The organism is Streptomyces sp. NPDC008238 (assembly GCF_042956445.1).
Classification (GTDB): domain Bacteria; phylum Actinomycetota; class Actinomycetes; order Streptomycetales; family Streptomycetaceae; genus Actinacidiphila.
The window spans coordinates 652,455-675,499 of sequence record NZ_JBIBGK010000001.1 but is presented as its reverse complement, the minus strand read 5'-3'; the positions used below and the strand labels follow the sequence as shown (position 1 = coordinate 675,499).

Here is a 23,045-nt window from a genome sequence, read left to right as displayed (position 1 = left end):
ACCGCAGGGCGGACCGTCCGCAGCCGGCGTCGCGCCTGCGTCCGTTCCCCTTCAGCGGTCCCGGCCGCACGGACATCCTCTCGGCGGCCATTGTACGGACGATCGTCCGCGTCGGGCGCCCTCCCGCGAACGGTCAGGCACACCGGCCCGGCAGCCCTTTCCCGCGCCAGGGCCGACCGGGAAGTAGTTTCATCTGCCACCCATCAGGCCCCGCGGCATCCGCGGGCATTTCGGTGATCCCCTCCGCGGGCATCCCCGCACCGCCCCCCACCTGCACGTCAACCGGTCACACAGAGCCACTTTACCGACGGCTGAATTCTCGTTGACCCGGACTTGCGCAGCTGATTGCCCGCCGATGAGAGAACCCCCCTTCCCTCTTGTGACGTGCAACTCCTTTTCCTCCGCGGCGCCCGCACGGATTTAGCATCGGGAAACGCATGACGGACATTCCGGTACATCAGTGAAGAGGTGACACCATGCCGATCCCCGTGTCCCAGGCCCTCGACGAGCAGGGGCAGGCCGCCGCCGACAAGGCCGCCGGCCTCCTCAGTCCGGGTCGCTACCTGGTCAGCTCCCTGCTGGCCGGCGCGTTCATCGGGATCGCGGCGGTGCTGCTGCTCACGGTCACCGGACCGCTGGCGGCCGCGGGGTCGCCGTTCACGAAGCTCGTCCAGGGCCTGCTGTTCGCCGTGGGGCTCGTCCTGGTGGTCTTCGCCGGCGCCGAACTCGCCACCGGCAACATGATGACCAGCGTCCAGGGCGTCCTCGTCCGCAGCATCAGCGGTGCCAACGCGGCCGCCCTGATCGTGGGTTCGTTCGTGGGCAACCTCATCGGGTCCGTGCTCTTCGCCCTGGTGGTGCACGGCAGCGGGGTCATCGGCGCCGGTGCCGCTCCCGGGCACGCCGCGCCGGCCCTCACGCTGCTCACCTCCCTCCTCGAGACGAAGGCCGCGGAGTCCGGCTCGGCGCTGTTCTTCCGCGGTGTGCTCTGCAACTTCCTGGTCTGCCTGGGCGTCTGGATGGCCGCGCGGACCAGGTCGGACGGCGCCAAGATCACGCTGATCTTCTGGGCCCTGCTGGCGTTCGTCGGCTCCGGCTTCGAGCACGTGGTGGCGAACATGACGTACTACTCGCTGGGGATGTTCGAGCACGTGCCGGACGCGACGGCCGCGGGCTTCGCGCGCAACCTGCTGTTCGTGGGCCTCGGCAACCTCGTCGGCGGCGGCCTGCTGGTCGGCGCCGCGTACGCGTTCCTGGGCCGCGGCAGGCCGGGGAGGCCCGCCGGCGGGCCCGCCGGCGTCGAGACCCCGGAGTCGGTCCCGGTCTGAGCGACGCGGACGGCGGGCCGGCGGTGTACCCGGAGGACCACCGCCGGACCGCGCCGGTCAGTGCGCGTTCCCCCGCGGCTTCAGGGGCACGCGCGGCAGTTCGGGGGCGGGCAGCGCGTCGCCGTCGTAGCCTTTGACCTCACCGAACCGGGTGCCCGTCATCCAGTCGGCACGGGCCTGTTCGATGTCCTGCTGGGTGCGGCCGATGAAGTTCCACCACATGATGATCCGCTCGCCCAGGGGCGGCCCGCCGAGCAGCACCGCCTGGGCGGGGGCGTCGGAGTGGTTGGTCAGGGTCAGGGTGTCGCGGCCGGGGGCCAGGTAGCCGAGTTCGGCCGGGCTCAGCCGAGTGCCGGCCAGCTCGACGTCGCCGCTGTCGACGAGCAGCCCGTGCTCGTGGGCCGGGTCGACCGCGAGCACGACGGTCGCGCCGGGGTCGAGGACGAGTTCGGCGCCGAGCAGCGGGGTGAAGGTCGGCACCGGCGAGGTGTCACCCGCCAGGGACCCGAGGAACACCCGTGCCACGCCCCCTTCGAGCGCCACGGGCTCCGGGACGTGGTGCTGGAAGGCGGGGGCGGTGTCGCGGTGACGCTCGGGAAGCACCACCCAGAGCTGGACGCCGTGCAGCACGGTGGTGCGCTCGGTGGAGACCTCCGAGTGGCTGATGCCGTGCCCGCCGGTCATGAGGTTGAGCTCGCCGGGCCGCACCAACGCGTGCGTCCCGAGGCTGTCGCGGTGTTCGATCTCGCCGCTGAAGAGCCAGCTCACGGTCTGGAGCCCGGTGTGCGGGTGCGGCGCGACATCCATGCCCCCGGTGTCGGAGACGTCGTCCGGACCATAGTGGTCGGCGAAGCACCAGGCGCCGATCAGCGAGCGGTCCCGCTGCGGCAGGGTGCGCCGCACGGTCATCGCACGGGGTCCGCCGAGCGGGACGTCGCGGGCGGACAGGATCTCCACGCCGGTGGCTGCCCGGGACTCGCTCATGTCGCGCTTCTCACACGACGACTGCTTCGAACTTCAACAATCATGGTCCTGATGATACGGCGATGCCCGCGACGGACGACGGCGCATCCCGCGACGGCCGGAGACGGCCCGGCGAAGGAGTGCTGGTGAGCGACACCACGGCGGTACGGCCGAGCAGGCGGATCTTCATCGACAAGCAGAGCCCGCGCGCCTACAAGGCGATGGTGGCGGCCGCCGAGACCGTACGGGCCGTGGCCGCCGAGGCCGGCCTCGAACGCGACCTGGTGGAGCTGGTGAACATACGCGTGTCGCAGCTGAACGGCTGCGCCTTCTGCCTCGACCGGCACACCAGGGCCGCCCTCACCGCGGGCGAGACCCCGCAGCGGCTGAACGTGCTGCCGGCGTGGCGCGACACCGAGCTGTTCAACGCGCGCGAGCGCGCCGCGCTCGCGGTGGCCGAGGTGACGACGGACCCCACCGACGCCGGCGCCCAGGAGCAGGCCTACCAGGCCGCGCGCGAGGTGTTCGGCGACGACGAGCTCTCCGCCCTCATCTGGGTGGCGATCACCATCAACTCCTTCAACCGGGTCTCCATCCTGAGCAAGCACCCGGTCCGCCCCGGCCCGAGGCAGTGAGGCCGTCCCGTACGCGCGGGGCGCGGCCCAGCCGTACATGACGGCGGGGCCGCGCCCCGCGCGTGCACGGGCGATCAGCCGTTCGCCTTGCGCACCGCGCCCGGGCCGGACTGCACGCGCTCGACGTACTCCGGGGCGAGCCGGCTGACCTCGTCGAGGGCCGCGAGGTCGTCCTCGGTGAGCGTCAGCTCGGCCGCGGCGAGGTTGGCCTGCAGCTGGTCCATGCGGCTCGCGCCGACCAGCACGCTGCTGACCCCGGGCTGCTGCATCACCCAGGCGAGGGCCACCTGGGCGACCGTCGCGCCGTGCCGTCCGGCGATCTCGTCGAGGCGGTCGACGACGTCGTGGCCGCGCGTCTCGTCGACCGGCGGGTTCGAGGCCTTGCCCCAGCGCGTCGACAGGTCGCGCTCGGTGCCGCGGCGGAACTTGCCGCTCAGGAAGCCGCCCGCGAGGGGGCTGTAGACCAGCAGCCCGAGGTCCTGGTCACGGACGGCGGGAAGGACCTCGCGCTCGATGTCCCGGCCGACGAGGGAGTAGTAGGCCTGCAGGGAGACGAAGCGCTCGAGGTCGTGCACGGCCGAGACGCCCAGCGCCTTCATCAGCTGCCAGGCCGCGAGGTTCGAGGCGCCGATGTAGCGCACCTTGCCCTGCCGCACCGCGTCGTCGAGCGTGCGGAGGGTCTCCTCCAGCGGCGTCAGCTGGTCGAAGCTGTGGATCTGGTAGAGGTCGATCCGGTCGGTGCCCAGCCGCCGCAGGCTGGCCTCCAGCTCGCGCATGACGTGGACGCGGGACAGGCCCATGTCGTTGGGGCCGGCGCCCATCCTCGCGAAGACCTTCGTGGCGAGGACGACGTCGTCGCGCCGGCCGCCGAGGATCCGCCCGAGCACCTCCTCCGACTCCCCGTCGGAGTAGATGTTCGCGGTGTCGATCAGGTTCACGCCGGCGTCGAGCGCGGCGTCGAGCATCTTGCCGGACTCGGTGTCCCCGAGGCCGCCGAGCCTCTTCCAGAACTCGTGGTCGCCCCCGCCGAAGGACATGGTGCCCAGGCCGAGCCGGGACACCAGGAGGCCGGTGTTGCCAAGTCGCGTGTAGCGCATGTCGTCGTCGCCTTGCCTTTGCGTGTCACTGCCGCACGGTCCGGACAGCGGTGCACCGTCGGGGGCACATCGGACAGTATGCACGACACAATGTCGGACACCATGTCCGAGGCACTAGCGTGACCTGCGGCGGAGACCACGCACGTCCGGCCGACCAGGGAGCAGCACGCATGGCATCGATCACCCGCCCGACCCGGCAGACCGGACGACGCGCGGAATCGGAGGCGGCGGTACTCGCCGCCACCGAGCGGCTCCTCCAGGCGGGCGCCACCTTCACCGAGCTCGGCGTCCAGCGCATCGCCGCGGAGGCGGGCGTGGCGCGGTCGACCTTCTACCTGTGCTTCCGCGACAAGACCGACCTGCTGATCCGGCTCACCGCGCACATGAAGGAAGGGCTCTTCCGGATCGGCGGCGACTGGCGGCCGACCGGACCGGACGGCGGCCCCGACGGCCTGGCGTCGATCTACGCGGAGCAGCTGGCGTACTACCGCGAGCGCGGCCCGCTGCTCGCCGCCATCGCGGAGGTGGCGAGCTACGACGCCGAGATGCGCGAGGCGATGGTGCGCGAGCTCGGCCGGTTCACCCGGCACATCGCGACACTGATCGAGGAGGAGCAGGAGGCCGGCCGCCTCCACCGGGGGGTCGACGCGGAGGCCGCCGCACAGGTACTGGCCTGGGGCGGTGAGCAGGTCATCGCGCGCCAGGTGGCGATGGGCGACCCGGCCCGGGACGAGGCGGTCGCCCGGGACCTCGCCGAGTCGGAGTGGTACGGCACCTTCCGCCGCCCGCCGGCCTGAACCCTGCCCGCGGGGCGGAACGCGCGGCGGATCGCATACCGGTCCGTACACCGGTCCGCATGCCCGTCCGTACGCCGGAAGGCGCGCCGGAGATACGTAAGGCCGAGATTTGACTCAGTCAATTCTCGGCCTTACGTTCGAGGGGCGGGGCGACGAGAGCCGCGCCCCTCCCCCACCCACCCGGAGCGAACTCCCGTGAAGTGCTACGACTGCGTCCAGGAGGCGCGCCACGACAGCGAGGGCATCGGCGTCTGCACCCGCTGCGGCCTGGTCACCTGCGCGGACCACTCCCGCGTCGTCCGCCTCCCCGTCCACCAGCCCAGGGGCCTCGGCCGGGCGACCAGCCGGCTGCCCGCGCGCCGGGTCGTCTGCGCCACCTGCCACACGGCCGAGACCGCCGACTGAGCGCGCCCGTACGGAACCCCGACTAGAATTGACTTCGTCAAATCTCTTGCGCAGGCCGCCGAAGGAGCGTGACGCCGCCATGGAGCAGTCAGTGGGCGACCTGCTCAAGAGCAAGGGGCTGCGCAGCACGGCACAGCGGCGCGCCATCCTCGGCGCCCTCCGGGGCCATCCCCACTCCACCGCCTCCGAACTCGAGGCGCGGATCAACGTCGGCTCCCCGGGCGCGGGTGGACTGTCCAAGCAGGGCCTCTACAACGTGCTCGACGACCTGACCCGGGCACAGCTCGTCCGGTGCATCGAGCCCGCCGGCTCCGCCGCCCGCTACGAACTGCGCGTCGGCGACAACCACCACCACCTGGTGTGCCGCGGCTGCGGCCGCGTCGAGGACGTCGACTGCACGGTCGGCGCGGCCCCCTGCCTGGAGCCCGTGGACGACAAGGGCTTCACCGTCGACGAGGCCGAGATCACCTGGTGGGGCCTGTGCGCCGACTGCCGGAACTCGACCGCGCAGGCGTGAACGACTCGGCCGGCACGGCTGCCTGACGCGACGTCACATCTCTGTCAGGCGCTCCCTGAGCCGGGCCGGGGTGGTGAAGAGGTGGCCGCGCATGCCGGCCGCCTCCGCCGCGCGGACGTTCTCCCGGCGGTCGTCCACGAAGAGGATGCGCGCGGGGTCGCCGCCCAGGGCGTCCCGGCACCCGTGGTAGGCGTCCGGGTCGGGTTTGGCGCGGCCGGTGCGGCAGGACAGGGCGCGCACCCGGAAGTGCCGCAGCCAGGTGTGGCGCGTCTCGTAGTGGACGGCGAGTTCCTCGGGGATGTTGGAGAGCAGCCCGATGCGACGCCCCTGGGCGGCGAGTTCCCCGACGAGGGCGACCATCGAGGGGTCGACCGCGCTCCAGCTGTCGACGTCGGCGGCGACGAGCGCCGCGGTGCGCCGGGCGTCGAAGCGGGTGCCCAGGGCCGCCGCCACACCGTCCCAGTAGGCGGGCCCGGTCAACTTCCCGCGGTCGTAGGGAGAGCGGAGTCCCCAGTAGGCGTCCCAGAAGCCGGTCGCGGGCACCCCCGCCGTACGGACCAGCCGTTCCCTGCCCTCCGCGGACTGCGGGCACGCGATGACACCGAAGAGGTCGAAGAGCACGGCGCCGGCCACGCGGTCACACCTGCCGCACCGTGACGCCCGCCGCGGACAGCGCGCCGACCGCGTCCCGCGGTGCCGAGTCGTCCGTGACGACGGCGTGCAGCGCGCCGGCGGGGGCGACGAAGGCGAGGGCGGTGCGGGAGAGCTTGTCGCCCTCCGTCACGGCGATGACACGGCGGGCCGAGGCGATCGCGGCGCGCTTCACGGCGGCGTCGTCCAGGTCGTAGGCCGTGAGGCCGTTGGCGGCGTTGAGCCCGCAGCAGCCGATCACCGCGGTGTCGAAGCGCAGCGCGGCCAGTGAGGCCTCGGTCAGGGGGCCGGTGAGGGCCAGTTCGCCAGGGCGTGGCCGCCCGCCGGGGACGAGCAGCGTCAGGTGCGGGGCGCCGGTCAGGGCGTTGACGGAGTGCAGGGACAGCGGCATCACCGTCAGCCGGCGCGGTTCGAGCGCCCGGGCCACCTCCAGGCAGGTCGTACCGCTGTCCAGGACGACGGCCTCGCCGTCGGCGATCAGCCCGGCGACCTCGGCGGCGATGCGCCGCTTGGTCTCCTGCCCCTCCTGGGCCCTGAGCCCGAACGGCGGCTCCTCGCCGCGCAGCAACAGGCTGCGCGCACCGCCGCGGTAGCGCTCCAGGACGCCCTGGGCGGCCAGGACCTCCAGGTCACGGCGGACGGTCATCTCCGAGGCGCCGGTGAGGGCGGCCAGTTCGGCGACGCCGAGGCGCCCCGCCTCCTGCACGGCCTCGGTGATCTGCCTGAGTCGGTCGGTACCAGCCATGACCGCATTGAACAGCTTCAGCGTTCGAAAGGCAAGGTTTCGAAACCAAAATCTGTTCGCTATGTTCGTTGCGTGAACAGAACACCTCGGGCCGCGCGGATGGCCACCTTCGCCTACTTCGTGCTCAACGGCTTCCTGCTGGGGATGTGGATCGTGCACATCCCCGAGATCGAGCACCGCACCGGGATCGGCCACGCCACGCTCGGCTGGCTCCTGCTGCTGCTCGGCGCGGGGGCCTTCGCGGGCATGCAGATCGTCGGCCCGCTCACCGACCGCCTCGGCGCCCGTACGGTCGTGCCGGTCAGCGCGGCGCTGTGCAGCGCCACCCTCGTCCTGCCGGGTCTCGCGGGAGACGCCTGGACCCTGGGGGCGGGTCTGCTGCTGCTGGGCATCGGCAACGGCAGTCTGGACGTGAGCATGAACGCCCACGCCGTCCAGGTCGAGCACGCCTACGGACGTCCCGTCATGTCCGCCTTCCACGCCACCTTCTCCATCGGCGGCGTCCTGGCCGCGCTGGTGGGCGCGCGGACGCTGAGCCTGGGCTGGAGCCCGGCCGGAACGTATGGCGTCGTGGGCGCGCTGGGCGTCGTCGTCGCGGTCGCGGCGGCACCCGCCCTGCTGCGGCCCGCCGCCCGTGTCCCGGAGGCGGCGGACACCGGCCGGCCCGAACGCCGGGGCACGCCGCGGCGCATCTGGGCGCTCGCCGTGCTCGCGCTGATGATCATGATGTGCGAGGGCGTCGCGAACGACTGGAGCACGCTGCACCTGAGCACGGTGCTGGACGCGCCGGCCGCCACCGCGGCGCTCGCCTACGGGGCCTTCTCCACCGCCATGACGGCCGGCCGCTTCGTCGTGGACCGCCTGGCGGCACGCGTCGGCCCGCCGGCCGTCCTGCGGGTCGGCGCCATGGTGGCCGCGGCCGGGCTGCTGGCGGCGGCCCTGTCGCCCTGGGTGCCCCTGGCGGTGGCCGGCTGGGCCGTCTTCGGCGCCGGACTGTCCGGCTGCGTGCCCCAGTTGTTCAGCGCTGCGGGCCACGCCGATCCGGCGGCCGCGGGCGCCAACGTCTCCCGGGTCGCGGGGCTCGGCTACCTGGGCATGCTCGCGGGCCCCGCGGTCATCGGGCCGCTGACCCATCTCATGCCGCTCAACGTCACCTTCCTGCTGCCCGTGGCATGCTGTGCCGTCGCGGCCGCGGCGGCCGGCATCCTGCGCCCGTCCGCGCGCACCGCCCCGGCACGGCAGGAGGTCCCGACCGCATGACCGGCACCGACCGCACCGCCTCGGACTCCGTGGTGACCGGGTCCTTCACCGTGAACTGCGACGGCGAGTCCCTGAGTTGCTCCTCCGTCCGCCCGGGCACGGCGCACGCGGGCCCCCGGGAACCGCTGACGGCCGTCGTCCTGCACGGCGCCGGCACCAGCGACCGCCAGCGGCTGGCGGGACTGCTCGGCGACGTCGCCGACCGGGGTCACCAGGCGCTGTCCCTCGACTTCTCCGGACACGGCGACAGCACCGGCCTGCTCGCGCGGTCCAGCCTGCGACAGCGCTTCCTCCAGGCCCGGGCGGTCGTCGACGGGCACGTCCCGCCCCGGCACCGGCTGGCCGTCATCGGCTTCAGCATGAGCGGGCAGACCGTCGCCGACCTGGTGCGGCACTACGGCGCCCGGGTGGCGTCCGTGGGCCTGTGCGCACCGGCCGTGTACGCGGCCGAGGCGTGGAGCGTGCCGTTCGGGGCGGGCTTCACCGAGATCATCCGTACGCCGGAGAGCTGGCGCACCTCGTCCGCCCTCGACGTCTTCCGCTCCCTGTCCGGCCGCGCGGTGCTGGCGACACCGGCCGCCGACGAGGTGATCCCGCCGGCCGTCACCGAGGCCGTCGCGGCCGCGCTCGGGGGCTCCCGCGCGCGCTTCACCCGGCTCACCTACCCGGACGCCGATCACCGGCTCGCCCTGTGGTTCACCGGCAACCCCGGGCCGCGCGGCCGGTTCGTCGACGCCGTCCTGCACGACGGGGCGTGAACTCCCGGTCCCGTCAGCTCCGTTCGTACCGGCGCAGCGCGCCCACCGAGCGACGGACGGCCTCGGCGTGCCCGAACAGCCCGGGCAGGCCCCCGGTGTGCAGGAAGACCGTGCGCTGTCCGCGGCGGATGCCCCCGTCGCGCACGGCGGCGGCCAGGCCCGCCATGGCGCGCCCGGTGTAGGTGGGGTCCAGGACGACGCCCTCGGTGGCCGCCGCCGTCCGCATCGCGTCCAGGACCGGTGCGTGGAGCGTCGCGTAGCCCGCGCCGACCTGGTCGGTGCGGATGCGCAGCGCCTCCGGGTCGACGGCGCGCCGGGCGACCGCACCGGCGAGGTCCGCGACGATCGCGGCGGGTCCGGTCACGGCGCCGCAGTGGACGCCGAGCACCCTCTCCTCCCCCAGCGCGGCCACCAGACCGGCCATGGTGCCGCCGGAGCCGAGGGCCACCACCACGTGGTCGACGTCGGGCAGTTGGGCGCGGAGCTCCTCGCCGCCCTCCACGTAGCCGCGGGCGCCGGTGGCGCTGGAACCGCCGAAGGGGATGAGGTGGGGCAGCGCGCCCTCACGGCGCAGGTGCCCGCAGACCTCCTCGGCCGCGTCCGCGAGGCCGGCCGGCTCGGCCTCCCCGGCCCAGACGACCCTGGCGCCGAAGAGCCCGTCGAGGACGAGGTTGCCGGTGCCGGACCCGGTCGCGGGTTCCTCGCCGGGGAAGACGAGCACGACGTCGAGGCCGAGACGGGCGCCGGCCGCGGCCGTGAGGCGGGCGTGGTTGCTCTGCGCCGCACCGACCGTCACCAGGGAGTCCGCGCCCGCGTCGAGCGCCTCGCCGACGGTCCACTCGAGCTTGCGGACCTTGTTGCCGCCACCGCCGAGGCCCATGAGGTCGTCGCGCTTGATCCACAGGTCGTCCGCGTCCAGGCCGAGGGCGGCGGCCAGCCTCGGCGCGGGCTCGACGGGGGTGGGCCAGGCGGACAGCGTGATCTTGCCGGGCATCGGCTGCGCTCCAAGGTTCTGTGCGGTGGTGACCGGCGCTCGGGCACCGGTGGACTCCATTGTGGGCGCTGGGTGGTGGGCGCCGCCGTCCGGCCCGCCGCTCCGGGAGGACGGACGGCGCGCGGTGGCTGCGGCCACGGGCCGGAGGGACACTCGAAGTCTCCCCACTCGACGTCTCCCCCTGAGGAGGATCGCCGTGAGTGAGTTCGAGCGCTCCATGAACATGACGGCCCCCGCGGACCGGGTCTTCGACCGGGCGGAGGACCTCGGCCGCATCGAGTCCTGGCTGCCCGGCGAACTGCACGTACGCGCCGCGGAACCGCCCGCCGTCACCGTCCACGACGACGACACCGGCCGCGACGCCGCCGCGCTCTTCCGGGCCGACCGCGCGCACAAACGGCTGGAGTGGGGCACCAGCGAGGACGACCGCTACGCGGGGTGGCTGCAGGTGGACCGCACCGACGAACGCAGCAGTGAGGTGACCATCCACCTGTCGTTCGCGGACGAGGGCATCGCGCCCCCGGAGGACGTCGTCGACCGGGCGCTGGACGACAGCCTGCACCGTCTGTCGCGCCTGGCCACCGAGTGAGTCGGCGGGGCGGCCCGCGCCGGGGCCAACTGTCGGCGCGGGCCGCCCCGCCGTAGCGAGGGGCCGGCGCCCGGGTGCGCGCACGTCCCTGCGGGCCCGGAAGCCCTGCCTCCGCTTCGACCCAACGTAGAACCCAGTTTGGACTGAGTCAAATGTGTGCCGCCGCATCCGGCACCGGCGGCCCTCCTGGCCCTCCTGGTACCAGGCACCCTCGTCTCCGGCGCAGCACACTGGGGGCATGGCGGCGACGGAGTTCGGCAGGGCGGTGCGACGGTGGCGGGAACGGGTGGCGCCCGAGGCCGCGGGGCTGCCGGTCGGCGGCCACCGGCGTGCCCCGGGACTGCGCCGGGAGGAACTGGCCCAGCTCGCGGGAATCTCCGTCGACTACGTCACCCGGCTCGAACAGGGCCGGGCCTCCCATCCGTCCGCCCAGGTCGTGGAGGCCCTGGCCAGGGCCCTGCGGCTGTCCCCCGACGAGCGCGGGCACCTGTTCCAGCTGGCCGGCCTGGCGCCCCCGGGGCCGGACGCCGTCCCCGCGTACATCACCCCCAGCGTGCAGCGGCTGCTCGACCGGCTGAGCGGGACCCCGGTCGCCGTCTACGACGCCTCCTGGACGCTGCTGATGGCCAACCCGCCGTACGCGGCGCTGATGGGCGATCCGTCCGGCCGGCGCGGCAACGAGCGCAACGGGGTCTGGAACCACTTCGTCGGCGAGCCCGGGCGGGTCCGGCGCACCCCGGAGCACCTGCCCGCCTTCGAGTCGGCGCTCGTCGCCGACCTCCGCACGGCCGCCGACCGCTACCCGGCCGACGAGCGGGTGCGCCGGCTCGTCGCCGACCTGCGCGCGCACAGCGACCGCTTCGCCGGGTTGTGGGACGCCGGCGCGGTCGGCCGGCACGAGGCGGCCCGCAAGACCGTCGACCACCCGCGCGTGGGCCCGTTGACCCTCGACTGCGACGTGCTCACCGTGACGGGCAGCGACCTGCGCATCATGGTGTACACCGCCGAGCCCGGCACCGAGGACGCCGACCGCCTGGCGCTGCTCACCGTCCTCGGTACCCAGGCCCTCACCGGCTGACGGCCGCCAGCCGCTCGAACGCGGTCGGGAAGGGCCTGCGGGGCAGGAAGTCACGGATGCGGCGGGCGCATTCCGCCGCCGGGGCAGCGGTCGTGTCGCACTCGACGTCGTAGTGGCCGTGGGCGTGGACGAGCCCGAACTGGCGGGCCGCCAGACCCTCGGGACGGTCGCCGCGCTCCCGCTCCCGCCGCCGCAGTTCCGCGAGCGAGCAGTGCACCCCGACCAGGACGACGTCCCCAGCCGGGAACAGGCCCAGGCAGTCCCGCAACCGCCACGGCTCGCTGAGCACGTGGTCGACCACGACGTTGTTGCCGCCGGCGGCCATGCTCGCGACCGCCCGGTGGAAGCCCCGCCACGTGCGCCGCAGCACGCCCGGCAGCTCCTGCGCGGTCACCTCGCGACGGGACCGCATGGCGTGGAAGGCGTCCACGGGCAAGTGGAACCAGGTCCCGTCCAGGGTGAGCAGCAGTTCGCCGGCGATGCTCGACTTCCCCGAACTGGACGTGCCGTTGAGGAAGACGATGAGGCCGCCGGAACCGGCGTCGGTCGCGTCGGCTCCGGGCAACGTGCCTCCTCCGCCGCCGGACCGCCGCGGCAGTGGCGGGCGGTCGCCCTACGGCGTCTGCGTGCCGGGCGCGTTGGGGGCCGCCGGCGGCTGGGTGGTGGGGGGAGGAGCGATGATCCGGTCCTCCACCGCGGACAGGACGAGCATCAGCCCGAGCAGGAACACCGGCAGCCCGAGCACCAACGCGGCGATCATCGCAGATCCTCCGTGTGCGGAAGGGGCGTTCGCCGGCACGGGACGTGGGGGCCGCCGTACGGATGGCGGCGGTCGTGGACACGGTCGGACACGGGGGACATGGGCACCTCCACTTCGGCGTCGAATGCCCGCCTTCCCCGCTTCGGGCGTTGTATGGGGGCGCCCGGGAACCCGGCGCTCGCACGCACCAGTCCCGGGCGCCACGCCCCGTCGGGTCAGTAGCGGAAGGCGTCGGGGCCGTCGAGCCGCCCGAAGCGCCGCGGGTGCGGGATCTGCTCGGGTCGCTGCGCCCACCGGACACGGCGGCGCCGGGCACCTCCGTGCTCACCCCAGTAGAGGACCGCGACGACACCGGCCGTGGCGCACAGCAACGCACCGACGAAGACGCTGTAGAGCGTGCCCGCCGAGAGCGCCCCGACCACGGCGCCCAGCACCACGCCCAGCATTCCCGCACCGAAAACGAGCCTGCGAATCTTCAAATCCATGAAGAATCACTCCCTTTCGGAAGAACGCATTCCCCGGTGAACGTCCGTCAATCCACGGATCGCCTTAACGAGTGACACCCCGGCCGGTTTTATGACGTCTCATCACGCCCCTCCCGCCGAATTCCGCGGCGACCGGGAAGTGGCGGGGTCAGCCGAGGGCGGACGCGGCGGTGCGGTACAGGACTTCCTCGGCCCGGTCCCACGACCAGCCGTTCTCCACCACCAGCGTCCGCCAGCCGGTCGGGCCGAACCAGAGCCAGAGCAGGTCGGCGGTCTCCTCGGGCGAGTACTGCGGCGCGGCGGCGCCGACTTCCAGGAAATGCCGCGCCACCGCGCGCAGCGCCGCCCGGTAGTCGGCAGTCGCCCTTTCCCACAGCGCCTCGCCGTTCTCGTGCACGGGCAGTGCCTTGCGAATCGCCTCGTGCGCCTTGAACTGGCTCTCGTTGCCCGCCCGGGTACCGCCGGCGAGCGCCTTGAGGACGTCCTCGGGCGTCCTCAGGGCCAGGATGCGTGCGACGGCCTCCTCGTATCCGGAGCGGACGACGGCCTTGTCGACGATCCGGTCCAGGATGTCCGACTTGCTGCCGACGCTGGCGAAGACGGTCTTCGACGCGACCCCGGCCGCCGTCGCGATGTCGGCGACGGTCACCCGGCCGTAGCCGCGCTCGGCGAAGAGCAGCTCGGCCTGTTCGAGGATCAGCGCACGCGTGCGCGCCGCGGCCTGTTCTCGGAGCGGGGAGACGTAAGCGCGCTTGGTGGACATGGCGGCATCCTACGGGACATCCATTCCGCTTTGACCTATCCAATCGGTCCTCTATAACCTCAATATCGGACGCGCGGCCCGCACGTCCGCCGAGACCGGCCCGCGGGGCGGGCGGGCGAAAGATGGGAACGATGGCGATGGACGCCAAGGACCTGGCCGAGGGGCTCTTCCGGATCCTGGAGACGGGCGACGCGGCACTGGCCGCCGAGGTCGTGGGACCCGACAACCACAACCGCGAGGCGGCCGTCTCGCCCGCGGCCTGCTCGATACCCGGCCCGGCGGGCACGCTCGCCTCCGGCGCGTGGCTCCGCTCGGCCTTCGCCGACCTGCGCTTCCCGGTGCTGGGCATCGCCCGCAACGACGACCAGGTCTGGATCCGGCTGCGCATGCAGGGACGGCACACCGGCCCCTTCGTGCGCTTCCGCGACGGCGTCCTCGACCAGGCGATCCCGCCCACGGGGCGCGAGGTCGACTTCGAGCAGGTGCACCTGCTCGACCTCCGCGACGGCAAGGTCGTCCGGCACGAGGCGCTGCGCGACGACGTGACGATGCTGGGCCAGCTCGGCGTCTTCCCCCCGTCGCCGGCCGTCGCCATGCGCATGGTCGCCTGGAAGGTCTCCGGACGCGCCAAGCGGGCCGCCGAGGAGGTCACGAAGCTGGCCGCCGAGGCGGCCGGGCAGGCGCGCGGCTGACGCCACCGGTGCGTACCGGCGAGCCTGCGCCCGCCGGTACGGATGGCGGGACCGGCGCCGGTGCGTGCTGCGCGAGGCCGCCCGCGGTGTGCTGGAGTGCGGGACCGGGGCGGGGCGCTGCCTGGGCCCTGCCGGCGATCCGGCACGCCGTGCCGGGCGGCACGACCCCGGTGAACCCACCGCGACCCCGGGCCCGTCGTCTGCTGCCGGACGCCCCGCGGCGCACGGCGGGGCCGCCTCAGCGGACCCGGCTCAGCGGGGGCCCGAGGCACCCCGTGCGAGCAGGAGCAGCGCGTCGACCAGGCTCTCGGCGGAACTGCCGGTGGCCAGGCGGCGCATCTGCATGCCGAAGACCAGAGCCACCACCGTCGAGGCGGCCTCCTCGGCGTCCGGCACGCCGAGACCGGTCAGGACGGACGCGGCGAGGCGGTCGTAGGCGGCGAAGCACTCGGCCGCGGCCTCCCGCAGCGCGGGGTCGCGGCCGGCCTGGACGTACAGCTCGAAGGGCGCGAGGTGCGTGCTGTCGAAGCCCGTCCCCTCGGCGACCTGCCCGACCAGCGCCGCGGCGCCCTTGACGTCCAGGCCCTCCTGCCGTCCCCGGGCGGCCAGTTCGGTGAAGCGGCCGGTCTCCTCCTCCACGAAGTGCAGCAGGCTCTCCCGCAACAGGTCGTGCTGCGTGGCGAAGTGGTAGGTGACCGAGCCGAGGGACACCCCGGCCTCCTGGGCGATGCGCCGGTTGGTGACCGCGGCGACACCGTCCTGGCCGATGATCCGCAGGACGGCGCTGATGATGTTCTGGCGGGTGCCGGCGGGGTTGGGCATGTCCGTCATTCTGTCACCGCGGCCGGGGCCCGCTGCTCGTACCAGCGCTGATCGCCCTCCAGTTGCGCCGCGAGCGAGATCAGCAGGGGCTCGCTGTGGGCGGGCCCGAGGAGCTGGGCGCCCACCGGCAGGCCCTCGCAGAAGCCCGCGGGGACGCTGATGCCGGGCCAGCCGAGCACGTTCCAGGGCCAGGCGTACGGGCAGGCCGCGATCACCGCCCGGTCGGTCCGCCGGCCGGACAGCTCCGCCATGGCGCCGACGGCCGGGGGCGGGGTGGCGGTGGCCGGCGTGAGGAGCACGTCGAAGCGGGAGAAGACCTCCCCGATCCGGCGGTGCTGGCCGCCCTCCGCACGGCGGGCCCGGCGCAGGGCGGCCCCGGCGAGCAGGCGCCCGTTCCGGGAGGCGGCAAGCGTGCGGGGATCGAGGAGCGTGCGGTCCGGTACGCGGTCGCTCCACTGGCTGATGCCGGCGAACGCGCGGGGCAGGAAGCCGAACCCGATCAGGCCGTAGCGCGGCTCGGCCTCCTCCACGTCGTGGCCGAGCCGGGCGAGCGCGTCGGCCAGGTCGCCGACCGCGCGGCGCACGGCCGGGTGGAGCGGGGCGCGGGCGGCGACGAACGGGGGCCGCCAGGACACCGCGATCCGCAGCCGGCCCGGTTCCCGTCCGGCCGCCTCGACCGCCGCTATGCCCGGCGGCCGGTGGAGGTCGCCCGGGTGCTGTCCGGCGGCGGCGTCCAGCAGCAGCGCCGCGTCGCCCACGGTGCGGGCGAGCGGGCCGTTGACGGTCAGGCCGTGGAAGGACTCGGCGTCCGGCCACGTGGAGACCCGGCCGCGCTGCGGCTTGATGCCCACCAGACGGGTCCACGCCGCGGGGATGCGGACCGAGCCCGCCCCGTCCGAGCCGAGCGCCGCGGCCACCACCCCGGCGGCCACCGCCGCCGCGGCCCCGCCGGAGGATCCGCCGGGCGTGTGCCCGAGGTCCCACGGGTTGCGGGTGGCCCCGAACGCGGGGCCCTCGGTGAACGGCCACTGCCCCAGCTCGCAGGTGTTGGTCTTGCCGACGACGATCGCGCCGGCCGCGCGCAGGCGCCGTACCGCCTCGCCGTCCTCCGGCTTGGCCGCGAAGTCCCCGGCGCAGCCGAACGCGGTGGGCTCGCCCGCCAGGTCCGTGTCGTCCTTGATCGCGACGGGGACGCCCAGCAACGGCAGCCGCTCGCCGCGCTCCAGCCGCCGGTCGGCCTCCTCGGCCTCCGCGAGGGCCGCCTCGGCGCGGACGCGGCGGAAGGCGTTGACGGTCGGCTGGGTGGCGGCGACGCGTTCGAGCGCCGTGCGCACCAGTTCCGCCGCGGTGACATCGCCCTCGCGCAGCGCACGTGCCTGCGCCGCCAGGCCCTCGGTACGGGCAGTGGACACGGCCGCCCCCTCTCCCTATTGTTCGTTCGAACGAACGAGACGGGAGGTTAGACGGATGCGCATCGCCGGTGCAACCGTTCTGCTCACCGGTGCCACGGGTGGGCTCGGCCAGGACATGGCTCGCGAACTCGCCGCCAGGGGAGCCCGGTTGACCCTCAGCGGGCGCCGCGCCGACGTCCTCGAACCCCTGGCGAAGGGCCTGGACGCCCGGGCCGTCCCCGCCGACCTGGCGGACCGGGCGGACGTGGAGCGGCTGGCCGCCGAGTGCGCCGGCGTCGACGTCCTCGTGGCGAACGCCGCCCTGCCGAGCAGCGGCGACCTGCTGGACTACTCCCCCGACGAGCTCGACCGCGCCCTGATGGTGAACCTGCGCGCGCCGGTCCTGCTCGCACGGCTGCTGGCGCCGCCCATGGTCGCGGCCGGGCGGGGCCACATCGTCCTCATCGGCTCCCTCTCGGGCAAGGCCGCCTCGCGCTCCACCTCCCTGTACAACGCGACCAAGTTCGGGCTGCGCGGCTTCGCCCACGGCTTCCGCGAGGACCTGCACGGCACCGGCGTCGGGGTGTCGCTGGTGCAGCCCGGATTCGTCAGGGACGCGGGCATGTTCGCCGACACCGGCGCCAGGGCGCCCGCGGGGGCCCGTACGGTGACGCCGCGCCAGGTCACGTCAGGGGTCGTGCGGGCCGTCGAGCGCAACCTCGGCGAGGTGAACGTGGCCCCGCCCGAGCTGCGCCTGCTCACCGCCGTCGCCGGGCAGTTCCCGGTGTTCGCCGCCCGCGTCCAGCGGCTCAGCGGATCGGCGGACCGCGCCACGCGGGACATCGTGACGGCCCAGCGGCACCGCCGCTGAGCGGCCGGCCTGGGGACGGCCCGCGACCGGGCCCCGCGTCCGTGCGGCGCCCTGCGACGTGCCACGCGAATCGACGGCGCATCCTGGTCGTCCGCGTAACACATCAGCCCCGCGCCGCACGTTCACCGGCACCCCGGGCAGCGGCCACAGCTCGAGAGCCCACGAAGTCCCGCGGTCGCGGTGAGGCCGGGCGCTTCACATGTCCGGGTAGCGGCGGCGGCGCCAGGTCCACGCGACCGCGGCGGCCACCACCGCCCACCCGATGAGCACCAGGTACGGAAAGGCGTACTGGTTGCCCTCGAAGTAGATCGCGTTGTGCTGCGCGTTCACCGACGCGCCGGGCGGCAGCCAGCGGCCGACGGCGCCCAGCGGCTGGGGCAGGAGCAGCCAGGAGACCGCGCCGCCCGAGGACGGGTTGCCCAGCAGCACCATGAGCAGCCACGTCGGCAGGATGGCCCACTTGCCGAACAGCATGTAGAACGCCGTGAACACCAGTCCCGAGGTCACCATCGTGAGGGTGAGGATCCCCCAGGACTCCGGGAAGGGCAGCCGGAGCACGTGCAGGCCCCAGTCCACCGCCGCGACGATCGAGAGGCTGCCGAGCACGGAGTACACGACGACCGTCAGGAAGCGCTCCAGCGGTCTCAGCTCCGTCGCGTGCACGGTCAGCTGCACCGCGCCGAGGAAGCCCACGATGACCGCGGCCAAGGTGATGTAGAAGATCGCGAGCCCCTGCGGGTCGCCGGGCTGCAGCGGCCTGAGGTCGCCCAGGCTGAGCCCCACCCCGGCCTGCTGGGCAGCGGTCGGGGCGGCCGCCGCCAGAACACGGGCCACCGAGGCCCCCGCGGCCGGCACCAGGTCGAACGAGACCGAGCCGCCCCCGGGCTTCGTCTGCGCCACGGCGAACACGTGCTGACGGTCGACGGCGTCGACGGCGTCCGCGCGCGTGGCGAAGCGCCGCTGCACCAGCTCGGTGCTCAGGTCCGCGTCCATCCCCGCCACGAACCTCTGCAGTTGCGGGGAGTCGTCCACGACGCCGATGGGGATGTGGTGCGGTGTCGGATGCGCCATGGCGAAGCTGTACGAGCCCGCGAACAGCCCCGCGCCCACCGCCAGGAGCAGGACGATGATCACGGCCGGCCGGAAACGCGACAACCCGGAGGGGTGAGTCATCGGCATACCCTCATCGCGCCCTCCGGACGGCCGGGCCCCGCCCAGGGCCGCGTCGCTGCACGGCCTGCTGCGGGGGCGAACCCGCCGCCCAAGCTACTGCCGGTGGTGCACCCCCGCGACCTGACGGAACGTGCCCCCGGGACTCCGGCATGCCCGGCGCGGGGCGTACGGTCAGGCCGGGGCGGCCTCGAGGGCCCGGACGGCCCAGTCGAGGGCGGGCCCTCGGCTCGCCGGCGGGGGCCAGCCGTTGATCACCGCGAGGAGCCGGGCGTACCGCTCCCGGCGCGGGTCGGACGCCGTCCGCAGCCGGCCCAGCAGCCGTCCCCGGAGCTCGGCGCCGTCCGCGGCACCGAGGAGGCCGGCGTACTCCGCGGCGACGGCCGCCACGACCGGACGCGCCCGGTCGGAGGCGGGGTCGACGCCGGCGGCCACGGCGACGCCGGCCCGTTCGCCGGCCGAGGCGACGACGTCCCGGCGCGGCAGTGCGGTCCCGGTACGGGCGCGGTCGGCCGCGTGCTCCTCGACCACCCGGCGCATGACGGCCCGGAACCCCGGGTCCCGGGAGAGTTCGGCCAGCTCCACCCAGGCCTGGACCTGGTCCGAGTGGGGGTCGTCGGGCAGCACCGGGGTGAGGGTGCGGCGCAGGCCCGCGATCGCGGGGGCGTCCGCACGGTCGCCGTCGGGTGCGCCGAGCACGGCGTCGAGGAAGTCGTCGACGAGCCGGCCGCGTTCCTGCGCGGACAGCCTGGCCAGTTCGTGCATGAGTTCCGTCTCCTTTGGGGTGGACCCGCGCCGGGCCACGGCCGTCAGCACCGCGCGCCGCAGCCGCAGGGTGCGGATCTGTGCCTCCAGGGCCGCGGCGTGGGCCGCCGCGGCCTCGTGCAGGGACAGCTCCCGGTCCACGACCCGCCGGATCGTGGCGAGGTCGAGTCCCAGGTCGCGCAGGGTCCGCACCAGTTCCAGCCGGGCCAGGGCCGCGCCGTCGTAGCGTCGGTAGCCGGCCGGACTGCGGCCGGCCGGCGTCACGATCCCCCGGTCCGAGTAGAAGCGGATGGTCTTGACCGTCAGCCCGGTACGCCGGGCCAGGTCACCGATCGAGTGGTGCGCGTCGCCGTTCACGCGCCCACTCTTCCGTCTCCCCCTGAGGGAGACTCAAGCCCCCGCGCGGCCGGCGACGGCCCGTGCCGCCTCGGCGACCTCGCCCCGGCCGGCCGCGCCGGTGAGCGGATCGCTCGGCGCGTAGCGCACGGCGACGCCGTACTGGGCGCAGCGGGCGGCGATGGCGGGGCAGGCCCGTTCGGCGAGCGCCGCGATGGTCAGCGAGGGGTTGACGGTGAGGGAGGTGGGGACGGCGGAACCGTCCGTCACGAACAGGCCGGGGTGGCCGCGCAGCTCGTTGAGGTCGGTCAGCGCGGAGATCGCGGCGTCGTCGCCGAGCCGGCAGGAGGCCAGGGGGTGGGCGGTCACCGTGCCCGCGACGTCCTCGCTCCACGGGCGGACCGTGGCCAGGCCGTCCCGCTCCAGCACCGCCCGGGTGTGAGCGTCGGCCTCGGCCCAGCCGCGCCGGGTGCCGGCCGTCGGCGCGAACCGCATGCTGCCCAGGCCCAGCCCGTTGGCCAGCCGGGTGAAACTGCCGGTGAGGGGCGGCACGCCGAAGCTGCCCTCGGCCTCGTCCTCGGTCATGGCGAGCACGGTGAGCCAGGAGCGCCAGCGGGCCCGCATCTGCTTCTTGGCGACGCCCGACCAGCGCTGCCCGGCGGTCTGGGCGAGGGTGTTGGTGACGGCCGGGAAGTAGATCTGCTGGAGCGTGAAGCGGGTGAACTGCGGCGCCCGCGCGTCGAGGCGGTCGAACGACGCCGCGGTGATCGGCATCCCGATGTGCAGGCCCTCGTACGCCACGGACGCGCTGCGCGACAGCCCCAGCAGGGAGCGGACCTTGCCCTCGTCCATCTCCGCGACGCTGACCCGGTCTCCGTTGCCGGAGAAGTAGCCGCCGACGGCCGGCGGCACTCCGCCCAGGGCGAGTGCCGAGCGCTGCAGCAGGACCGGGGTGCCGACGGCGCCCGCGGCCAGCACCAGGACCTTGGTGTGGAGGGTGCCCACGCCGGTCGGGCAGGTGTAGTCGTCCGGGTCGACGGTGGTGTGGTCGACGGCGTAGCGGTAGCCGGGGACCGTGGAGGGGCGGATCAGCTGGACCTCGTGCAGCGGACGGATCTCCGCGCCGTGGGCCTCGGCGGCGGGGAGGTAGTTGAGCAGCATGGAGCGTTTGGCGCCGAAGCGGCAGCCCGAGAGCATCCAGTTGCAGTCGGTGCAGCGGGCCCGGTCGACGGCGACGGGCACCGGGTTGCAGGTGTGTCCGGCGCGGTCGCAGGCGGCGGCCAGCACACCGCCCGCGTAGGAGACGTCGGGCCAGTCGAGCTTCGTCACCGGCAGCGCCTGCTCGACCTGCTCGTACCAGGGGTCGAGGGCGGTGCGGCCGAGGGAGGCGGGCCACAGCCGCCGTCCGGCCGCGTCGCGCCGGTCGAAGACGAAGGAGGGCGCGCGCAGTGACGCGGCGAAGTAGACGACGCTGCCGCCGCCCACGCAGTTGCCGGCGACGACCGAGACGCCGTCGCCCTTGATCACGTCGACGATGCGGGGGTAGGCGCCCAGGTTGAGGTCGTGGGTGAAGTCCTCGGTGGCCAGGCGCGGTCCGCGTTCGAGGACGGTGACCCGGGCGCCCGCGGCGGCGAGGTGGTAGGCGGGGATCGCGCCGCCGAAACCACTGCCGATCACGAGGACATCGGTGGTCTGGGCGCTCATGCGGGGCTCCCGGAGGGGGTGGTGGCCGGGTGCGGCTCGGCGAGGGCCGTGCCGTAGGAGTGGGACGGGAAGCGCCACAGACCGTCGGCGCCGGGCGGCGGGAAGCCCGTCCAGACCAGGCCGGGGTGACCCTCGGCGAGGGCCTGCGCGGTGTGGCGGTGGGCCGCGGTGTCGAAGGCCAGGCCGACGAGGAAGGCCAGCAGTTGCCAGACGGGGCGGTCGAGGTCGTCCGCCTGGAAGAGCCCGGCGACCAGGTTCGTGCGGTGGTCGAAGGAGAGGCCGACGAAGGGCGGGCGGTCGATGGGGAGCAGGATGAGCCGGCTGACCGCGTAGGCGGTGGCGCGGGCGTCCAGCAGTACCGCGATACCCGGCAGGAGCGGGCCCAGCGGGAGGTCGGGCGAGGTGAGGAGGGCGATCGCGCCGGCCTGTACGGCGCCCGGGCCGGGGGCGGCACCGGCGACGGCGCGGTCGGAGGACGAGCGCCGCTCCCCCGGTACGAGGGTGTCGGCGAAGGCCTCCAGGGTGGAGACCGGCCAGGAGCCGAGCGTGGCGGCCGCGGCGGGCGGTGCCGCGGCCGTGCCCAGCGTGGGCAGCGCGGCGACGGCGGCGGCCAGGCCGCGCAGCAGGACGCGCCGGTCGATGCCGGGGGTGGCGGCGTCCGGGGTGGCGGAGGGGCTCGGGGTGGGGGGCATCGTCACCGTCCCGCGCAGAGCAGGCTGAAGGGCAGCGTGACGGACAGGCCGGTCTCGCCCGCCTCGTCGCCGTAGGCCTCGAGGACGTCGGCGAGTTCGGGCAGGTACGGGCGCAGCGCGGCCACCAGGTCACCGATGCCCGCGGTGACCCCGCCGACCTTGAGGTTCGTCAGGAGCATCGCCGCCCGGCGGCCCCGCTTGTCGAACCAGTAGCGGCCGTCCCAGGAGACGTACGGGACCGCGCCGGTGGTGGACTGCACGCTCCAGTGGTCGCGCTGGTAGTAGCGGCACACGGGCAGTGCGAGGGCGAAGCGGGCCGGCTCGGCGAGCAGGAAGCGGACGGCGCCGCCGTTGTCGAGGGTGATGTCGCGCTTGGAGTACTCCACGCACACCGGGTCGGACAGCCACAGCCAGGGGTCGGGCGTCTCGCCCTCCCCGTAGGCGTGCCAGTCGCAGGCGGCGGAGAACGGCGGCTCGGTGTACGGCTCGGGGGTGTTCGCGGAGGCCGGCGTGGCGGCGGCGGTGGCCGCGGTCGCGGCGAGCAGGACGGCCACGGCGGACGTGAGCAGGCGTGAGGGACGGCGGAAGCGGGACATGGGCGGGCTCCGGCGGTCGTGGGGACGGGGCGTACGGGGCCTGGGCACCACGCAGGATGCCGCTGACGTGACGTCAGGGCAAGAGGTTGCACACAGACTCATTGAATGAGTGGCTCATCCACTGCCTGAGTGTGTTGACGCGCCGCCCCGTCGCCGGGTGGGCTTGGGCCGGACCGCACGA

The 23,045-nt window shown here is 74.3% G+C and carries 27 protein-coding genes; 11 read left to right on the top strand and 16 right to left on the bottom strand.

Annotated elements, in window-relative coordinates:
• Positions 1–476: 476 nt before the first annotated feature.
• Complete coding sequence (locus tag ACFZAU_RS03110) at positions 477–1,328, top strand: formate/nitrite transporter family protein (protein ID WP_500550810.1); 852 nt, start codon at positions 477–479, stop codon at positions 1,326–1,328.
• 57 nt (positions 1,329–1,385) lie between these two features.
• Here ACFZAU_RS03110 and ACFZAU_RS03105 read toward each other — a convergent pair whose 3' ends face one another.
• A complete protein-coding gene (locus ACFZAU_RS03105) occupies positions 1,386–2,312 on the bottom strand; it encodes a pirin family protein (RefSeq protein ID WP_500550809.1) in 927 nt (308 codons plus the stop codon).
• A gap of 125 nt (positions 2,313–2,437) precedes the next feature.
• Here ACFZAU_RS03105 and ACFZAU_RS03100 point away from each other — a divergent pair, with 125 nt between their 5' ends.
• Positions 2,438–2,926 (top strand): carboxymuconolactone decarboxylase family protein, encoded by a 489-nt coding sequence (locus ACFZAU_RS03100; protein ID WP_500550808.1) that lies wholly within the window; start codon positions 2,438–2,440, stop codon positions 2,924–2,926.
• Positions 2,927–3,000: 74 nt separating this feature from the next.
• On the opposite strand, the gene ACFZAU_RS03095 is transcribed toward ACFZAU_RS03100, so the two are convergent.
• Positions 3,001–4,023 (bottom strand): aldo/keto reductase, encoded by a 1,023-nt coding sequence (locus ACFZAU_RS03095; protein ID WP_500550807.1) that lies wholly within the window; start codon positions 4,021–4,023, stop codon positions 3,001–3,003.
• Positions 4,024–4,193: 170 nt separating this feature from the next.
• Between ACFZAU_RS03095 and ACFZAU_RS03090 the strand changes: the two genes are divergently transcribed.
• The 3 genes from ACFZAU_RS03090 to ACFZAU_RS03080 all read left to right on the top strand — a co-directional run bounded on the left by ACFZAU_RS03090 (position 4,194) and on the right by ACFZAU_RS03080 (position 5,742).
• Positions 4,194–4,820 carry a TetR/AcrR family transcriptional regulator gene (locus ACFZAU_RS03090; protein WP_500550806.1) on the top strand — a complete coding sequence of 209 codons (627 nt, stop codon included), beginning with the start codon at positions 4,194–4,196 and terminating at the stop codon, positions 4,818–4,820.
• 195 nt (positions 4,821–5,015) lie between these two features.
• On the top strand, positions 5,016–5,225 hold the full coding sequence (locus tag ACFZAU_RS03085; protein WP_499605186.1) for a DUF2180 family protein: 210 nt from the start codon (positions 5,016–5,018) through the stop codon (positions 5,223–5,225).
• A 79-nt stretch (positions 5,226–5,304) separates the two neighbouring features.
• Positions 5,305–5,742, top strand: coding sequence for a Fur family transcriptional regulator (locus ACFZAU_RS03080; protein ID WP_500550805.1), 438 nt, complete (start codon positions 5,305–5,307; stop codon positions 5,740–5,742).
• 33 nt (positions 5,743–5,775) lie between these two features.
• Here the strand turns inward: ACFZAU_RS03080 and ACFZAU_RS03075 are convergent, their stop codons facing one another.
• Positions 5,776–6,375 (bottom strand): HAD family hydrolase, encoded by a 600-nt coding sequence (locus ACFZAU_RS03075; RefSeq protein WP_500550804.1) that lies wholly within the window; start codon positions 6,373–6,375, stop codon positions 5,776–5,778.
• A gap of 4 nt (positions 6,376–6,379) precedes the next feature.
• Positions 6,380–7,138 (bottom strand): DeoR/GlpR family DNA-binding transcription regulator, encoded by a 759-nt coding sequence (locus tag ACFZAU_RS03070; protein WP_500550803.1) that lies wholly within the window; start codon positions 7,136–7,138, stop codon positions 6,380–6,382.
• A 72-nt stretch (positions 7,139–7,210) separates the two neighbouring features.
• On the opposite strand from ACFZAU_RS03070, the gene ACFZAU_RS03065 reads away from it, so the two are divergent.
• Together ACFZAU_RS03065 and ACFZAU_RS03060 are read left to right on the top strand one after the other, a co-directional pair.
• Positions 7,211–8,398: an MFS transporter gene (locus ACFZAU_RS03065; protein ID WP_500550802.1), complete on the top strand. Its 1,188-nt coding sequence runs from the start codon at positions 7,211–7,213 to the stop codon at positions 8,396–8,398.
• Entirely contained in the window at positions 8,395–9,156 is a 762-nt protein-coding gene (locus ACFZAU_RS03060; RefSeq protein WP_500550801.1) for an alpha/beta hydrolase, read from the top strand. Before ACFZAU_RS03065 ends, ACFZAU_RS03060 begins: the two co-directional genes overlap by 4 nt.
• Before the next feature lie 13 nt (positions 9,157–9,169).
• Here ACFZAU_RS03060 and ACFZAU_RS03055 read toward each other — a convergent pair whose 3' ends face one another.
• Positions 9,170–10,150, bottom strand: a complete 981-nt coding sequence (locus tag ACFZAU_RS03055) for a D-cysteine desulfhydrase family protein (RefSeq protein WP_500550800.1) — start codon at positions 10,148–10,150, stop codon at positions 9,170–9,172.
• 196 nt (positions 10,151–10,346) lie between these two features.
• On the opposite strand from ACFZAU_RS03055, the gene ACFZAU_RS03050 reads away from it, so the two are divergent.
• Positions 10,347–10,739, top strand: a complete 393-nt coding sequence (locus ACFZAU_RS03050; RefSeq protein WP_500550799.1) for an SRPBCC family protein — start codon at positions 10,347–10,349, stop codon at positions 10,737–10,739.
• A gap of 238 nt (positions 10,740–10,977) precedes the next feature.
• The gene (locus ACFZAU_RS03045; protein WP_500550798.1) at positions 10,978–11,817 is read left to right on the top strand and encodes a helix-turn-helix transcriptional regulator; all 840 of its coding nucleotides are present in this window, start codon (positions 10,978–10,980) and stop codon (positions 11,815–11,817) included.
• Here ACFZAU_RS03045 and ACFZAU_RS03040 read toward each other — a convergent pair.
• The 4 genes from ACFZAU_RS03040 to ACFZAU_RS03025 form a co-directional block, all read right to left on the bottom strand.
• Positions 11,807–12,382: a chloramphenicol phosphotransferase CPT family protein gene (locus ACFZAU_RS03040; RefSeq protein ID WP_500550797.1), complete on the bottom strand. Its 576-nt coding sequence runs from the start codon at positions 12,380–12,382 to the stop codon at positions 11,807–11,809. The two genes, ACFZAU_RS03045 and ACFZAU_RS03040, sit on opposite strands and share 11 nt — an antisense overlap.
• Before the next feature lie 48 nt (positions 12,383–12,430).
• Positions 12,431–12,577 (bottom strand): hypothetical protein, encoded by a 147-nt coding sequence (locus ACFZAU_RS03035; protein WP_500550796.1) that lies wholly within the window; start codon positions 12,575–12,577, stop codon positions 12,431–12,433.
• A gap of 215 nt (positions 12,578–12,792) precedes the next feature.
• On the bottom strand, positions 12,793–13,062 hold the full coding sequence (locus tag ACFZAU_RS03030; protein WP_499605207.1) for a hypothetical protein: 270 nt from the start codon (positions 13,060–13,062) through the stop codon (positions 12,793–12,795).
• A gap of 148 nt (positions 13,063–13,210) precedes the next feature.
• Positions 13,211–13,825, bottom strand: a complete 615-nt coding sequence (locus ACFZAU_RS03025; RefSeq protein WP_500550795.1) for a TetR/AcrR family transcriptional regulator — start codon at positions 13,823–13,825, stop codon at positions 13,211–13,213.
• A gap of 131 nt (positions 13,826–13,956) precedes the next feature.
• Here ACFZAU_RS03025 and ACFZAU_RS03020 point away from each other — a divergent pair, with 131 nt between their 5' ends.
• Positions 13,957–14,517, top strand: coding sequence for an ester cyclase (locus tag ACFZAU_RS03020; RefSeq protein ID WP_499605210.1), 561 nt, complete (start codon positions 13,957–13,959; stop codon positions 14,515–14,517).
• 252 nt (positions 14,518–14,769) lie between these two features.
• Here ACFZAU_RS03020 and ACFZAU_RS03015 read toward each other — a convergent pair whose 3' ends face one another.
• Positions 14,770–15,339 carry a TetR/AcrR family transcriptional regulator gene (locus ACFZAU_RS03015; protein WP_499605211.1) on the bottom strand — a complete coding sequence of 190 codons (570 nt, stop codon included), beginning with the start codon at positions 15,337–15,339 and terminating at the stop codon, positions 14,770–14,772.
• A gap of 5 nt (positions 15,340–15,344) precedes the next feature.
• Positions 15,345–16,751, bottom strand: coding sequence for an amidase (locus ACFZAU_RS03010; protein ID WP_500550794.1), 1,407 nt, complete (start codon positions 16,749–16,751; stop codon positions 15,345–15,347).
• A gap of 55 nt (positions 16,752–16,806) precedes the next feature.
• Here ACFZAU_RS03010 and ACFZAU_RS03005 point away from each other — a divergent pair, with 55 nt between their 5' ends.
• On the top strand, positions 16,807–17,601 hold the full coding sequence (locus tag ACFZAU_RS03005; RefSeq protein ID WP_500550793.1) for an SDR family NAD(P)-dependent oxidoreductase: 795 nt from the start codon (positions 16,807–16,809) through the stop codon (positions 17,599–17,601).
• A 195-nt stretch (positions 17,602–17,796) separates the two neighbouring features.
• Here the strand turns inward: ACFZAU_RS03005 and ACFZAU_RS03000 are convergent, their stop codons facing one another.
• From ACFZAU_RS03000 to ACFZAU_RS02980, 5 genes are all read right to left on the bottom strand, one after another.
• Positions 17,797–18,774 (bottom strand): ABC transporter permease, encoded by a 978-nt coding sequence (locus ACFZAU_RS03000; RefSeq protein ID WP_500550792.1) that lies wholly within the window; start codon positions 18,772–18,774, stop codon positions 17,797–17,799.
• Between the two features lie 171 nt (positions 18,775–18,945).
• Positions 18,946–19,893 (bottom strand): MerR family transcriptional regulator, encoded by a 948-nt coding sequence (locus tag ACFZAU_RS02995; protein ID WP_500550791.1) that lies wholly within the window; start codon positions 19,891–19,893, stop codon positions 18,946–18,948.
• Between the two features lie 33 nt (positions 19,894–19,926).
• Complete coding sequence (locus ACFZAU_RS02990; RefSeq protein ID WP_500550790.1) at positions 19,927–21,576, bottom strand: FAD-dependent oxidoreductase; 1,650 nt, start codon at positions 21,574–21,576, stop codon at positions 19,927–19,929.
• Positions 21,573–22,268: a DUF5987 family protein gene (locus tag ACFZAU_RS02985; protein WP_500550789.1), complete on the bottom strand. Its 696-nt coding sequence runs from the start codon at positions 22,266–22,268 to the stop codon at positions 21,573–21,575. The genes ACFZAU_RS02990 and ACFZAU_RS02985 overlap by 4 nt, the downstream gene beginning before the upstream one ends.
• A gap of 2 nt (positions 22,269–22,270) precedes the next feature.
• The gene (locus ACFZAU_RS02980; protein WP_500550788.1) at positions 22,271–22,864 is read right to left on the bottom strand and encodes a hypothetical protein; all 594 of its coding nucleotides are present in this window, start codon (positions 22,862–22,864) and stop codon (positions 22,271–22,273) included.
• Positions 22,865–23,045 lie beyond the last annotated feature (181 nt).

Bases quoted from the DNA above. Each gene is read 5' to 3' on its own strand.
- ACFZAU_RS03000 (WP_500550792.1), bottom strand. From the start codon at position 18,774: ATGACTCACCCCTCCGGGTTGTCGCGTTTCCGGCCGGCCGTGATCATC.
- ACFZAU_RS03005 (WP_500550793.1), top strand. From the start codon at position 16,807: ATGCGCATCGCCGGTGCAACCGTTCTGCTCACCGGTGCCACGGGTGGG.
- ACFZAU_RS03090 (WP_500550806.1), top strand. From the start codon at position 4,194: ATGGCATCGATCACCCGCCCGACCCGGCAGACCGGACGACGCGCGGAA.
- ACFZAU_RS03105 (WP_500550809.1), bottom strand. From the start codon at position 2,312: ATGAGCGAGTCCCGGGCAGCCACCGGCGTGGAGATCCTGTCCGCCCGC.
- ACFZAU_RS03025 (WP_500550795.1), bottom strand. From the start codon at position 13,825: ATGTCCACCAAGCGCGCTTACGTCTCCCCGCTCCGAGAACAGGCCGCG.
- ACFZAU_RS03015 (WP_499605211.1), bottom strand. From the start codon at position 15,339: ATGCCCAACCCCGCCGGCACCCGCCAGAACATCATCAGCGCCGTCCTG.
- ACFZAU_RS03095 (WP_500550807.1), bottom strand. From the start codon at position 4,023: ATGCGCTACACGCGACTTGGCAACACCGGCCTCCTGGTGTCCCGGCTC.
- ACFZAU_RS03070 (WP_500550803.1), bottom strand. From the start codon at position 7,138: ATGGCTGGTACCGACCGACTCAGGCAGATCACCGAGGCCGTGCAGGAG.
- ACFZAU_RS03055 (WP_500550800.1), bottom strand. From the start codon at position 10,150: ATGCCCGGCAAGATCACGCTGTCCGCCTGGCCCACCCCCGTCGAGCCC.
- ACFZAU_RS03060 (WP_500550801.1), top strand. From the start codon at position 8,395: ATGACCGGCACCGACCGCACCGCCTCGGACTCCGTGGTGACCGGGTCC.
- ACFZAU_RS03035 (WP_500550796.1), bottom strand. From the start codon at position 12,577: ATGATCGCCGCGTTGGTGCTCGGGCTGCCGGTGTTCCTGCTCGGGCTG.
- ACFZAU_RS02990 (WP_500550790.1), bottom strand. From the start codon at position 21,576: ATGAGCGCCCAGACCACCGATGTCCTCGTGATCGGCAGTGGTTTCGGC.
- ACFZAU_RS03080 (WP_500550805.1), top strand. From the start codon at position 5,305: ATGGAGCAGTCAGTGGGCGACCTGCTCAAGAGCAAGGGGCTGCGCAGC.
- ACFZAU_RS03020 (WP_499605210.1), top strand. From the start codon at position 13,957: ATGGCGATGGACGCCAAGGACCTGGCCGAGGGGCTCTTCCGGATCCTG.
- ACFZAU_RS02980 (WP_500550788.1), bottom strand. From the start codon at position 22,864: ATGTCCCGCTTCCGCCGTCCCTCACGCCTGCTCACGTCCGCCGTGGCC.
- ACFZAU_RS03030 (WP_499605207.1), bottom strand. From the start codon at position 13,062: ATGGATTTGAAGATTCGCAGGCTCGTTTTCGGTGCGGGAATGCTGGGC.
- ACFZAU_RS03110 (WP_500550810.1), top strand. From the start codon at position 477: ATGCCGATCCCCGTGTCCCAGGCCCTCGACGAGCAGGGGCAGGCCGCC.
- ACFZAU_RS03045 (WP_500550798.1), top strand. From the start codon at position 10,978: ATGGCGGCGACGGAGTTCGGCAGGGCGGTGCGACGGTGGCGGGAACGG.
- ACFZAU_RS02985 (WP_500550789.1), bottom strand. From the start codon at position 22,268: ATGCCCCCCACCCCGAGCCCCTCCGCCACCCCGGACGCCGCCACCCCC.